The organism is Pseudomonas sp. 10S4 (assembly GCF_034344865.1).
In the GTDB taxonomy this organism is placed as follows: domain Bacteria; phylum Pseudomonadota; class Gammaproteobacteria; order Pseudomonadales; family Pseudomonadaceae; genus Aquipseudomonas.
Window position 1 is genome coordinate 2,845,885 of record NZ_CP133774.1, and the last position, 13,048, is coordinate 2,858,932.

Sequence of the window (13,048 nt, forward strand, 5' to 3'; positions counted from 1 at the left end):
TGTGGCATGCCATTGCTGGCTGCCGGGATATCAACGTTCGCGAAAAGCAGCGCGTTCTATGTCCGCAAAGGGACATGAATCGAGCCATAAGCGCAGCCTCGTCAGGCTAACTTGCTGATTTTTCAGCCCCTGGTACGAGTGCAGTAACAGGGGAGTGGACGTCTGCACCTTTTAAAAGGTTCCATATTTAGCAGCATTTAGCCACCCTTGATGTCCCAACGGTCGAATTGATCGGTGTTGCGGCGGGGAAATATCAGGACGCTAAAGCCCCCTGTTCAGGCTGTTTGGGCGTGCGCGGTGGAACAGCCTGAAACGGGTTTCCAGAAGGACTTGCCGGTTCACACCCTCTCTTTTCGGGGAGCTGCCATGAAGGCATGACAGGCATCGCGAAACCGGGCCCAGATCAATTGTCCGAGTGGAGACGTCGGGACATTCCACTCCGGGTGCCACTGCACCCCAAAAATCGGCAAAGTGACATGGGATATCGCCTCGACTGTCCCATCCTCGGCGTACGCGTCTGCCTGCAGAGAGTCCGCCAAGCGATCAATACCCTGACCATGCAGCGAGTTCACGGAATAAGATTTCTGCTCGGGAAAAGCAGTTCCCGCGTTTCGCGCAAGCCACCCTTTTGCGGGAAGAGAAACTCTGTGTACGGCTGAATAGCGTGCCTGAAACTCACTGTCACGCTGCGCACGATGATCGAAGTGATCGCACACCTCATGTAGCGCCGTGTACAACGTGCCGCCCAAGGCAACATTGATTTCCTGCATACCCCGGCAAATCCCCAGCACCGGCAGCCCAGAACTTGCGGCGTGTTGTAAAATCCGCATCGCAGTCTGGTCTCGCGCGCAATCGCGATCCCCCACATGTGCTCGCGCTGGGGCATACAACGCTGTGTCTATGTTGCTTCCTGCGCCCGGAAGCAGCACGCCATCTAACCGGTCCAGGATGTCGGAGATTTCCCATCCCTCGGCGCCGCTCAAGAGGGAGGGGATAAGCACGGGAGAGCAGTCGCCGAATTGTGTCATGGCATCTAGATATTTCACAAAAACGGCTTGATGCGATAGCTCTCCCCAGCCAGCAATCGCGATTGTTTCAGTAGAACAAAGCACACCGACCACAGGTTTCTTCACGCGAATCCCTCCTTGAAGAACGCCTCTGTCAGGTCGGAAATCGGCTGATATTTTCTTCCCATCTGCGGCCGTCAAATGGCACGACGTTGAACGAGTGAGTGTCGTGCAATTCGAGGCACCGCACGTTGACGCTGAAGTCTTCCGGATGCGAACGCGGTCGATAAAATGGCTTTACGCCACAGATTCGACAAAAGGTGTGCTGTGCGACCTTCGTGTTGAACCGATAGGTCGTCAACACATCATGTCCCTCGATCAGTTGAAAATCCTCCGCGCGGACGGGCAAATGAAGAAAACCCGAGGCGAAACAGATTGAGCAATTGCATTCGATGGCGGTCGATTCAGTCGCAATCCGAATCCGAAACTGAACGGCGCCACAATGGCACTGCCCATCGATGTCTCTGAAGTGTTGAACCATGTTCCTCTCCGAGGCGCGGTTACCTTCCAGTGGTAGATGCGTCATGCACTGACGTCTCTTATTTAGTTAAGTGCAGTGGCGAGATCGATAAGGAGCGTATCCACATCCTCTAATCCGACGCTCATGCGCAGGCCCATTCGAACTCCGCCCTCTGGGCCCGTGAGCGTCGCGGGGCAAATAACCGATTCGTACCCCCCACCCCCAACCTCGTCCGATTACGGACACCCTGTCGATGAATCGTTGAAGAGCATCCGTATGACCACCTTTCAGCGTGAAGGTAAACACTCCACCAGCCCCCGAAAACTGCGCTTTCCACGCAGCATGATTGCGGTCTGATGGTAGGGCTGGATAGAAAACGCTCTCAACCGCGGGGTGTTTCGAGAGCCAGGCACAAATCCGACTTGCCGATTCGTAGTGGCGATTCATTCGAACGGCGAGGGTGCGCAGGCCTCGCAGGGCGAGATTGGCATCATCTGCGCCCACAGCCTGACCGAGAAGGCGTGCGGTATCACGTGTTCGCTCGAAGGTCGGCACATCGGCGAAAACCGCAGCTCCCATGACAGAATCGGAATGTCCGCTGATATATTTCGACGTGCTATGGATGACGACACTCGCGCCGTGCTTCAGAGGATTGAAAAAGTATGGCGTCGCCCAAGTGTTATCGACAACAACAGGGACCCGGCCAGCATAGGCCGTCAACTCGCGCAGGTTGCAGACATCGAACGTCACAGATCCAGGAAGATCGAGATAAATCAAACTGACGTTGTCGGTAAGCGTTTGACGAAGTTCGGAAAGTAGATCAAGCGAGAAATATTCGACCTCGATTCCAAGCGGGCTCAACATCTGTTCGCAGAACTTTCGGGTCGCAGCATACGACGACTGCGCGACCAGAACTCTTGAACCGGGGCGTGCCAGCGCTATAAGAGTCGTTGTTATTGCGCCGAGGCCCGAACACATGGCGAGAGCACCAACACCATACTCGATCTCTGCCATTGCTTCGCAAAAGGCATCAGTGGTTGGTGTTGCCCATCTTCCGTAATGATAGGGGGCGGCACCCGGCGCCATTTCGGAGTAGGAATCAAACAAAACGGTGGAGCCCCGATACACAGGTGGATTGACGAAGCCCATCTTCATCCAGTTACGGCGTCCCGCCTCAATAAGACGAGTCTCTGGCGCTACTTGCTGCGCGTGGTCAATTTTATTTGTCATGTTCACGCCTCCTGAAACAAAACAACCCGATCATGCTGACAATGGCGAACATGAACCAACCCAAGCTGATCGGCGTCCATTGAGCACTTATGCTGCCCAGATAGTTCCCCAATGCCCCGCCAATCGCCCAAGAGACTGCGGACGCTCCGAAATAACTTCCAGCGTTGCTCTCGGTTGTTAATTCTGCGAGAGCAATGTTCGACGCGGGCAAGATGAGGCTTTCGCCGAATGTGAAAATCAAGGCTATGACAACGAGGAAGACCATCGACTGCTGCGAGCTCCATTCGCGCAAGAATATGAGTGCCGCCAGTGCGAAACAGGCGAGCAGCGCGAGATGACCGATTGACATTAACGATCGCCACTTCGCTCGTTGAAACCATTGCATCCCTAAAAGTGCGGTCAAAACACCGAACAAAGCATTCGCGATGTAGAACGGTCGAACACCGTTATACCCTGATGGTCCTTGAGCGAAAGTCAGCGGGATGAACACATAAATTTGCGTGTAAACAGCCCAGAACGGGATAAGAGCGATGCAGAGTTTTAGAAATTTCCTGTCGCGGAAAGCTCCAAAAAGCGCAGACGCGACACGCTTGGGTCTTTCAATTACGCGCGTTCGTACAGCCGCAAACGGTGCCACCAAAGTCAATACAGCGAATACATAACCGCTCACTTCAAACGGAAAAGCTCCGCTATGGGCAGGTAGCAAGAACAGTACCGTTGGCCCGACCAGCGCACCCAGGTTAAGTACAAGATTATTCAAAACGAATACACGCGAACGAATGCTTGCTTTAAGGGTGCCGAACACTGAGTACGCTGTCGTTTCGTAGAGCGCTGCGCCGAGTCCATTCAAGAACGCACACGCGACCAATGAAGGGAAATCGAGAACATGGCCCAGGCCGAAGAATCCCGCAGCACGACACGCCAGACCCAATGAAGCTAAAACCCTGCTATTGAAGCGGTCGGTAGCGGATCCGAGAATAAGCGGCAACAGCCGACTGGACAGCAGACTCACCGTGAGCACGTACGCGACGTCGCCGGCGCTCAGATGTCGCTCGATGCTCAGAAAGGTCGCCAGCAGCGGAAAAGACCCGAACACCGAGAGATTAACGAGGAACTGCAGAAATAGCAGGACCATTGTTGCTAAGCCGACGCCACCCGTTAATCGGTCAAAAAGCGGCAAGACAGGGCGTATCTTCATTGATGTCATAGAGTCACTCGCAGACCGACTCTTCGATTGGGCTGGGTGCGAGCGCATCAAGGAATCCCCGCTCCATGGAAAACGCCTCGTTTTCGTCTCGAGCATAAGTCATGTACTCGATGGTGCCAGTGCCGCCGAGGTCTTCGGTAAGGACAACCACGCCAGCGCGTTCCCGCCGGTGTGTCATGGCGTTGGCAGCAGCAAGCGCTGCGTCAAGGTCATTCACAGGTACGCGATTGCGGGTTAACACCGTATGAGTGCGCAGGTAATCCTCGCCCGCAAGCTTTCGCAGCACACCATCAAGATGACTGCAGCCCCCGAGACGACCGTTTATTTCGGTGAACACTAGCGCTCCCTCGTCGGTCACGATGGCGTCGAAGTTAACGCGCCCGATATAGCCGAGGCTTCTTGTTATCTCTGCCAACACATCACACTGGCGGTGAAACTCATTCAGCGCGTAACCGTGCGGCTGGCATGGGATCTGAAATCCAGTCCACATCACCATGCCGTTGCCGCGTTTGTCTCCAGATGCGTCCATGCGAAGGTCCCCGAAGCTAATGCGCCTGGAACCCGCGGCCATGATGTCGTACTCGGAATAGAGAACCGTCGAGCTCCGATAAAACTGCTCGACGACCACCTGACAGTTGCCGGCCGTATCCGTCTGCCGTTCCCACATCGCCTGGGAGAACGCGTCCGTCAGGTCGGCGATCCCTGCAAGCGCGTAGACTTGATGGACGCCCGGATAGACATCTCTTTTCTCGAGCGTCACCGCAATATTGCCATCGCCACCGGCATTGACGTCCTGTTTGACTATGACGCTCGCATGTCTTGAAAGCATCTCGCGCAGTACAAGGTGCAACTCACGCGCAGTGCGACACACAAAGCCTTCGGCGCAGTTGACTCGGCCAGCGCACAGCGCGCGAAACACGGCTTTGCGATTTAGAAGTTCGGCCCCGGCCTGCGCCATGAAGTTCGGCGTTCCAGTCGATTGGCCGATACGTAACTCTTCGCACAATATCCCAATCGATGACGTGTAAAAGTACGGGAGAACCTCCCAATCGCCTGCGCCGACACCGGCGGCTTTTAGCGTAGACAACATGACTTCGCTTAATAGCACGTCAGAGGTAAGCACCACGGGTGTCACCAAATCCATCGCCGGAGAAATAACCTGCGAAGGCAACAGTTTTCGGCCAATCGTCTCAGCTACATACGCCATCATGGGCTCCGAAACCAAGGAGGGCAGGACCGCAATGTCCTGTTCGCCGAGTTGCCATACGAGTCGTCTTGCTGCGATCGCAGAAACTTGCCTCAGCGGCAGTGTTGCCCGATTCGTGTCTCCGATCATTGCTTCGTTATCGACGTTTCCAACGATAAGTTTGCGCATAGGTTTCTCTAGTGAGTGATCATTTGTGACGCATGAGAGAACGGATCAGATTCAGGTGCCATCTTGCATAAGAGCGCTCTCGGTATACGGCTTGCCCCATCTCTTCTAATGCGATTGTTTCAAGCAGTGATGAAGGCGCGGCAGGGTATCGATGATGTTCCGCATGAAAGTTGGCGTTCCACATAAGGTAGCGCACAACCCAATTGCTCGTTATTGTTCTTGCGCAGAGATAGCGCGGAACGGTGGCGCTGCAACCATAGTGCTCAGGTAACCCAATAAATATAATCCAGAAATAAGCGACGGCAAGAGGTGCCAGATACAAAGAAAGCGTGTTTTTCGGAAATAGGGTCAGAAGCACTAAAACAACAACAATCCATAGCGTAATGCCCCATGCCTCTCGACGTGCCAAAGACATTCTCTTTCGTCCCCTCATATATGCCGGGAATTTGAAGAAAATAATCTCTACATCCAGGCGTATCTGGGAGATTAAAAAAGAACATCCTGAGAGCGTAAAAAAGTAACTGGATACTGAATTAAACTCCCCGCTCGACTCAGTATCATTACTTGTGCCCAGGTACTGATGGTGCTTAAGGTGCTTGTCGGTATAGGCTGTGTAATTTATAAGTAATATACCAGCAGCGATCGAGCCGATAAGATAATTAGTATGCTTGCTTTTAAAAATATTCTGATGCAGGCATTCATGGGCCAGATTTAGAAAGCCAGCCAATATGAAACCCATTGCCATAACTATGCATGGTTTTTCAAGGAGCGATAAGTCTTGAAGCATTAAAGCGCCAAGGGCGCAATAGATCGATAGGATGATGAGTATTTTTAGCGGAAACTTGATGTTGCTCGCATGAGACCGGCCCGAACGGTATTTTTTTATTGCATCAGTAACGAGATCTGAATGCATGCCGCCGAGTCGGCTAGTCATTGAGAAAGTTCCGTCAGCGCCGCACACCAGTTGATGTTTTCCTGCATTGCCTTTAGCGAATCGCTAACGAACTGGGCCTCGTCTTCAGGGCTCACCAGAAGGTCCACCATTTGTCGTGTCATGGCAACGTGATATGCCTCGGCAGGGTCGTCACCACCTACATGGCACTCGAAATACTTGAGCTGATTACGATCAACGCCATAGCTGGAACTGACCGCATCCCAAAGCGCGGAGATCATCGTATTGGCATGCATTTCGAACGAAACCATGTAGGCACAGCGCGTCACCGCCGATAAGGACGCAAGCCCCTCAAACAGATTAGTCAGGTAGGAGCCGGTAGGGTCGCCAAATTCCGGTGATACAGGCTTACCCGTTAGCTTCTCAATATCGGTCTTTAATAGATTGGCGTGAAACCATTTTTCAGTATCGAGAATTTTGCTTAAACCAGGCTTGCCGTAGCGATCCATAACATAGGCTCCGCCTGTCTCGTCCCAACTTAGAAAGTTACCGACCACGCTGGTGATCTCGAGACTTCGAGGCACCTCATAATTGCTCTTTATCGCCGTGAGTATTGAGTTTGCCTGCGAGCCTGCCTGGAGGTACGGAAAGGCCTGAGACATGGCCAGATAATGAGGAAGGATCTCATTGACCTGTCTCTCGGTATGAACACTTCGAAACGGATGATCGTCAAGCAGATAGCGAACGTTGGCTTGCGCTTCGTCTATTACGGATACCGAGAACTCATCTTGAATGCACATAACACCCTCCCATCTTAATGTTTTTCAGGGGCAGTCACCAAAGCCGTTACTCTGAACCTGGCGAGTGACTTTAAGAAAAAACGAAACGCATGAGGTTCTTCGAAAAAGATTCGAAGACTGATACTGCACAACATGGATCACCACATCAAGGCATCGATCGCCAGCCCCATCTCAACATAGAAAGAGCTCCGTTACAGTGAGCGTCATCGTCTTGCCTGGCACTAAGTTAATGCTTGGGGCCGATTTGATTTAAATCATCAGCCGATGTGCTTGCAGTCACGGCTCTAAAATAGCTAATAAGTCATGTGTGACGGCTGTTGAAATTACCAGGCACTTCGGCGTCGCCCAGAGTGCCTGGCGTATGATTTAGAAGATCAACTGTTTTAGTGCAGCAGAAAGTTGTATTGTTTCAAGCGCTTAAACGGTCTAAAGCAAAAACCGTTCCGAACATCACTTGCCAGCAAACCGTTTTATAATCATTCGCAGGTTTGGTAGAGCGAACAGCGTGGTCAACTGAGGAGTGGCCTTCATCAACCCTCGTAACTTCACTTTCAAATTAGCAAACTGCCGCTTGATCCCCCGGAACGGATGCTCAACCTTGACTTGCTTCGGTGCTTTGCAATATCGATCTTGCGCTCGGCCCTGTAGTACAGCCCGCGTTATTACAACTTGGATAGGTACTGTTACGAGCGGCGATCTGCCAAATTGCTTTATGAATTTCGTGCTCTTCGACACCGGTGTGTCCGAGGTCTTTGTACACGGCGAATTCTTCACCTGGCAGCAAATCGGTGACCTGTGTGACGTCGGTAATGGTGGTGCCCTGTCTTTCATCCGACTCGTGGGGGGCTTGGACCAGGTGGTGACGGTGCATTTCAGCACCTCTGGGGACTTGTTCGGAGAGTCCCGAAAACCGTCGATATGATCCCAATTGAATTGTCAGATGACGATGCAATTTGCCTCGCGCAATACCGGTCTCGCGTCTCGTGAAGAGAATCGCAGTTATTTCGAGGCATGAAATCATTTGAAATACACTCCTCCTTGTGTTGTTCGGTCGGATATGATTTTCCGTATCATTGGATCCAATATTGGAGCACGAATTTTGAGCCGTCAATACCTTTTAGAGAGCATCCGAAAATATTCATATTCGGATATTTACAGGGGAAATTCGGGCTGTTGGGGACGGTGCAGAGCGCGCCTCTGATCGATTGATTTCAACACCGTTCGAAACCTCACCCCCGCAGTGATTGAAGTTGCGGGTCTACACCACGCCGCCATGCTTGTAGCGTTTATAGGGGAGAGCACCCGCCGAGCATTTTTCCAGGACGAGATGCGGGCGCTGTGACCTTCAGCGGGAGGAGGCATTGCATCGGGCATTCCCGGCGGCTGTTTGTTACAATGCCCGGTTATCTGTGTTGGCCTTTGCAATCGGCCAAAGGTACTTTTTTAACTGTGTACATACCTGCGTACACAATCGAGATTTGAAGCGATGTCCGATAGTAAAATTGTCAATGAAGTCAACGCCAGACGAACGTTTGCCATCATTTCCCACCCCGATGCCGGTAAAACCACCATCACCGAGAAGCTCTTGCTGATGGGGAAGGCGATTGCGATTGCTGGCACGGTGAAATCCCGTAAATCCGACCGCCATGCCACCTCCGACTGGATGGAAATGGAAAAGCAGCGTGGTATCTCGATTACCACGTCGGTCATGCAGTTCCCGTATCGCGACCACATGATCAACCTGCTCGACACCCCGGGCCACGAAGACTTCTCTGAAGATACCTACCGCACCTTGACGGCAGTGGACTCGGCATTGATGGTCCTCGACGGCGGTAAGGGTGTAGAGCCACGGACTATTGCGCTGATGGACGTCTGCCGTCTGCGGGATACGCCGATTGTCAGCTTTATCAACAAACTCGACCGTGACATCCGCGACCCGATCGAACTGCTCGACGAAATCGAAGCCGTCCTGAAGATCAAGGCCGCGCCGATCACCTGGCCGATCGGTTGCTACCGCGACTTCAAGGGCGTTTATCACCTCGCCGACGACTACATCATTGTCTACACCGCCGGTCACGGCCACGAGCGCACCGATGTGAAAATCATCGAGAAGCTCGACTCCGATGAAGCCCGCGCGCACTTGGGTGACGAATACGATCGCTTCGTCGATCAGCTGGAACTGGTGCAGGGCGCCTGCCACGAATTCAATCAACAGGAATTCCTCGACGGCCAACTGACCCCGGTGTTCTTCGGTACTGCTCTGGGCAACTTCGGTGTCGATCACGTGCTCGACGCCGTGGTCAACTGGGCGCCGAAACCCCTGGCCCGTGTTGCCAATGAGCGCACCGTGGAACCGGTTGAAGAGAAGTTCGCCGGTTTCGTGTTCAAGATCCAGGCGAACATGGACCCGAAACACCGCGACCGTATTGCCTTCATGCGTATCTGCTCCGGCAAATACGAAAAAGGCATGAAGATGCGCCACGTGCGTACCGGCAAGGATGTACGGATCGGCGACGCGCTGACGTTCTTCTCCTCCGAGCGTGAGCAACTGGAAGAGGCGTTTGCCGGCGACATCATCGGCCTGCACAACCACGGCACCATCCAGATTGGCGACACCTTCACCGAAGGCGAAGTCCTGGGTTTTACCGGTATTCCGCACTTCGCCCCGGAACTGTTCCGTCGCGTACGCCTGCGCGATCCGCTGAAATCCAAGCAACTACGCCAGGGCCTGCAGCAATTGGCCGAAGAGGGCGCGACCCAAGTGTTCTTCCCGACGCGCAGCAACGACATCATCCTCGGCGCCGTCGGTGTGCTGCAGTTCGATGTGGTCGCCAGCCGCTTGAAAGAGGAATACAAGGTCGAATGCTCATACGAGCCGATCACGGTGTACTCCGCCCGCTGGATCGATTGCAGCGATAAGAAGAAGCTTGAAGAGTTCAGCGTCAAGGCTGTGGAAAACCTGGCTATCGATGGCGGCGGTCACCTGACCTACCTGGCCCCGACCCGGGTCAACCTGGCACTGATGGAAGAGCGCTGGCCGGATGTGAAATTCCGTGCGACCCGTGAGCATCATTAATTTGTAGGCGCACGGATTGCTGGCGATGGTGGTTTCGAAATAGCCATCGTGAGCAAGCTTTGCTCCTACAGATTGTGTAGCGCACCCAAAACCCCGTTGCGAAAGCTGCGGGGTTTTTTAATGCCCCGATTTCGGCCCGTTAACGCAAAAACCCTGTGGGAGCGGGCTTGCTCGGGTAGAAACCGGAGACATCCTTTACGTTTTAAACCGGAGACATCCTTTACAGGTGTGAAATACGGTCAGGAGGTACCTGACCATGCCCTGGAATCGAGAGTCTCCAATGGATCAACGAATCAAACTCATAGGCGACTGGCTGCAAGGCAGCCATTCCAAAAGCGAGCTGGCCCGTCACTACGGGCTCAGCCGACCCACTTTGGACAAATGGCTTGCACGCTACGAGGCACATGGCATTGATGGGCTAAAGGAGCTGTCACGGCGCCCGCATACGAGCCCTTTCAAAATCAGCGACGAGGTGCTTGAGTTGCTAATCGCGTACAAGCGCGAGCATCACAGTTGGGGACCTGAAAAACTGGTGCATAACCTTAAGATCGATCATCCAGAGTTGTCTTGGCCAACGGTCAGCACGGCAGGCGAGTGGCTTAAGCGAGCAGGTCTGGTGCAAAAACGGCGCTTCCTCAATCGCCCACCAGCAGGAAAAAATCCGCTGCGCGACGCCACTGCGCCTAATCAGACATGGGCAGCGGATTTCAAAGGTGACTTCGCACTTCAGAACGGCCAACGTTGTTACCCACTTACAATTACTGATCACGTCAGTCGATTTCTATTGCTGTGCAGAGCGCAAAGCAGTGTTGCCGGCGCCCGCGAGGGTTTTGACTGGGCGTTTCGGGAGTACGGCTTGCCTGACGTAATCCGCACGGATAACGGCTCCCCCTTTGCCTCCACCGGCATTTCACGCATCTCCAGTCTGGCGGCGTGGTGGATACGTTTAGGGATCTACCCAGAACGAATTCAGCCGGGGCGACCTGACCAGAATGGCCGTCATGAACGCATGCATCGAACGCTCTAGGCTGCATTGCTTCATGCACCTGAACGTAACCTGGTGGAACAACAGTTGGCATTCGAACAGTTTCGACAAGAGTTCAATTACGTACGGCCTCACAAGGCTTTAGAGATGAAAGTTCCTGCGGACCTCTATGAGCCGTCAAAACGGCAGTACGACGGACGCGTGCCTGAGGCCGATTACGCTTCGGACATGACGATCCGCATGGTCAGGCAGAATGGGTCGATGAAATGGAAAGGCAAGATGATTTTCGTCAGTGAATCCTTGGCAGGTGAGGCGCTAGGACTCAAGGAAGTAGACGATGATGTTTGGGATATTTACCTCTGCAACTACCTTTTAGGCAGGCTGAAAAGCGGCGAAAGCCGCCTTTCAAGCCAACAGAAACGTAAAGGATGTCCCCGGTTTCAATCGTAAAGGATGTGTCCGTTTCTACATCGCGAAAGCGGTATGTCATTCAACAGTGATGTCGACTGATACGGCCTCTTCGCGAGCAAGCCCGCTCCCACAGGTTTTGTGGTCTGAGCCGAGCGGCGGTGGGGCTGTTCAATTGCCATGTGACTAGTGAATGGATGGCTGTTTTTCTGCAGGTCCTACAGCGGTTTCCGATGGTTACATGTTTGGGCTACGTCACCTTGCGTCTTTGCCTACAAGTCCGCCAGAATCGGCCGGCTTGTGGGTATTGCGGGCTGCCTCTATCGTTTCCCTGTCGCTGAAAAACACAGCGGAACGGGCTTGGCGGTCCGCGGTTTTATACTCCAGGCATCTCGTCCAAAAATGGTTTCGGGCACTTAAGTGTCAGACCTCAATGTTATGGCGGGTTGCTCAAGGATCCCCTCGGGGATGCCGGGTTTGGAGTGTTGACCGGTCCGCCAATCTTGTGCAATCCGCCACCCAATCTGCTTGGCGGCAGGCGGTGGTGATCTCAACATTCTTAATGAGGTTCATCATGATCAAAGATTCGCCGAATCCCCCAGAAACCGACGAAGATTCCCCCGAGTCCATCGACTCCAAAAAATACGCAGACATCGCCGACCGCGTCCTCAGGCATTACCTCAATCCCTCGTCGCTCACCGACACCCCACGCAAACCCAGCCCCCTTTTTCACATCGACCCCGACGCCGATAACGAAACCCTGCTGGCCCACGCCTGCGAGTCGTTGGCCTCCGCGAATGTCATGACCAGTAACCTCGCCGGGCTAGTGGAAGGCACCCATCGCAATACCCTGTTGGGAATTGCGCAAGTCATCATGCTGGGTGAACTGGCCGTGAGTCGGGCCCTCGATAACCTCGACCCGCAAAAATAGACGCGGCCCTGTGGTGAGGGGGCTTGCCCCCGTTGGGTCGCGAAGCGGCCCTATAACCGGCGACCCATTTCTCCTGGCACATCGCGCGAACCGGGTTTACGACTGCTTCGCAGCCGAACGGGAGCAAGCTCCCTCGCCACAGGTCATCATTGATTTTTGAAATTGCTGTTTGGCATAACCTTTATTCCAAACCAATCTGTCCATTGGCGGCAATTACCCTCCTTCGTTAGCGTCCTATCTGGAGAACCCGGCCGATAGGAACTAGATTTCATTCAGCGCCACGGCAACCGGGTTACGCGCCGGCAGGCACCCATGCTGCATCTCAGAAAGGATGGAATCGGCTATGAGCATTTTTCAACGCGTTGTGCTGTTGCTTAAGGTTTTGGTGATGCTGTCTCTCGGAACGTCCTCGGCGTGGGCGTCCAGCCCCAGTCATCCACAGGGATTTAACGGCGTACCAGGGCATGACAGCAGCGGCCTGATGATCGCCGCGTCGGAGCCCGAGGGGAGCAAGGGCGACGACGACTCCACGACTGACGAGCCTGATCCTGATTCAAGTGATGACGAGGAAGGCGATAGCCAATCGTAAACCCCGGACAAAAGAAAACCCCTTCTAC

At 53.7% G+C, this 13,048-nt stretch carries 11 protein-coding genes and 2 pseudogenes; 4 read left to right on the top strand and 9 right to left on the bottom strand.

Going from position 1 to position 13,048, the window contains the following annotated elements:
• Positions 1-338 precede the first annotated feature (338 nt).
• The 9 genes and pseudogenes from RHM58_RS13045 to RHM58_RS34045 all read right to left on the bottom strand — a co-directional run bounded on the left by RHM58_RS13045 (position 339) and on the right by RHM58_RS34045 (position 7,902).
• Complete coding sequence (locus RHM58_RS13045; RefSeq protein ID WP_322270535.1) at positions 339-1,133, bottom strand: gamma-glutamyl-gamma-aminobutyrate hydrolase family protein; 795 nt, start codon at positions 1,131-1,133, stop codon at positions 339-341.
• Between the two features lie 28 nt (positions 1,134-1,161).
• Positions 1,162-1,548, bottom strand: a complete 387-nt coding sequence (locus RHM58_RS13050) for a GFA family protein (protein ID WP_322270536.1) — start codon at positions 1,546-1,548, stop codon at positions 1,162-1,164.
• A gap of 66 nt (positions 1,549-1,614) precedes the next feature.
• Positions 1,615-2,757 carry a PLP-dependent aspartate aminotransferase family protein gene (locus RHM58_RS13055; protein ID WP_322270537.1) on the bottom strand — a complete coding sequence of 381 codons (1,143 nt, stop codon included), beginning with the start codon at positions 2,755-2,757 and terminating at the stop codon, positions 1,615-1,617.
• Positions 2,747-3,964 (bottom strand): MFS transporter, encoded by a 1,218-nt coding sequence (locus RHM58_RS13060; protein ID WP_322270538.1) that lies wholly within the window; start codon positions 3,962-3,964, stop codon positions 2,747-2,749. The genes RHM58_RS13055 and RHM58_RS13060 overlap by 11 nt, the downstream gene beginning before the upstream one ends.
• A 4-nt stretch (positions 3,965-3,968) precedes the next feature.
• Positions 3,969-5,339 carry a hypothetical protein gene (locus RHM58_RS13065; RefSeq protein ID WP_201256162.1) on the bottom strand — a complete coding sequence of 457 codons (1,371 nt, stop codon included), beginning with the start codon at positions 5,337-5,339 and terminating at the stop codon, positions 3,969-3,971.
• A 19-nt stretch (positions 5,340-5,358) separates the two neighbouring features.
• A complete protein-coding gene (locus RHM58_RS13070) occupies positions 5,359-6,273 on the bottom strand; it encodes a fatty acid desaturase family protein (protein ID WP_322270539.1) in 915 nt (304 codons plus the stop codon).
• Positions 6,270-7,031, bottom strand: a complete 762-nt coding sequence (locus RHM58_RS13075; protein WP_201256160.1) for a hypothetical protein — start codon at positions 7,029-7,031, stop codon at positions 6,270-6,272. The genes RHM58_RS13070 and RHM58_RS13075 overlap by 4 nt, the downstream gene beginning before the upstream one ends.
• A 450-nt stretch (positions 7,032-7,481) precedes the next feature.
• A pseudogene (locus tag RHM58_RS34040) lies at positions 7,482-7,631 on the bottom strand (IS5/IS1182 family transposase); the annotation flags it as partial.
• Positions 7,624-7,902, bottom strand: a complete 279-nt coding sequence (locus RHM58_RS34045) for a hypothetical protein (protein ID WP_416195353.1) — start codon at positions 7,900-7,902, stop codon at positions 7,624-7,626. The pseudogene RHM58_RS34040 and the gene RHM58_RS34045, both read right to left, overlap by 8 nt.
• A 615-nt stretch (positions 7,903-8,517) precedes the next feature.
• On the opposite strand from RHM58_RS34045, the gene RHM58_RS13085 reads away from it, so the two are divergent.
• The 4 genes and pseudogenes from RHM58_RS13085 (at position 8,518) to RHM58_RS13105 (ending at position 13,020) form a co-directional block, all read left to right on the top strand.
• A complete protein-coding gene (locus tag RHM58_RS13085; protein ID WP_201256158.1) occupies positions 8,518-10,107 on the top strand; it encodes a peptide chain release factor 3 in 1,590 nt (529 codons plus the stop codon).
• Between the two features lie 256 nt (positions 10,108-10,363).
• Positions 10,364-11,542: pseudogene (locus RHM58_RS34050) on the top strand (integrase core domain-containing protein).
• Positions 11,543-12,074: 532 nt separating this feature from the next.
• Complete coding sequence (locus RHM58_RS13100) at positions 12,075-12,431, top strand: DUF6124 family protein (protein WP_322270542.1); 357 nt, start codon at positions 12,075-12,077, stop codon at positions 12,429-12,431.
• Between the two features lie 343 nt (positions 12,432-12,774).
• Complete coding sequence (locus tag RHM58_RS13105) at positions 12,775-13,020, top strand: hypothetical protein (protein ID WP_201256156.1); 246 nt, start codon at positions 12,775-12,777, stop codon at positions 13,018-13,020.
• Positions 13,021-13,048 lie beyond the last annotated feature (28 nt).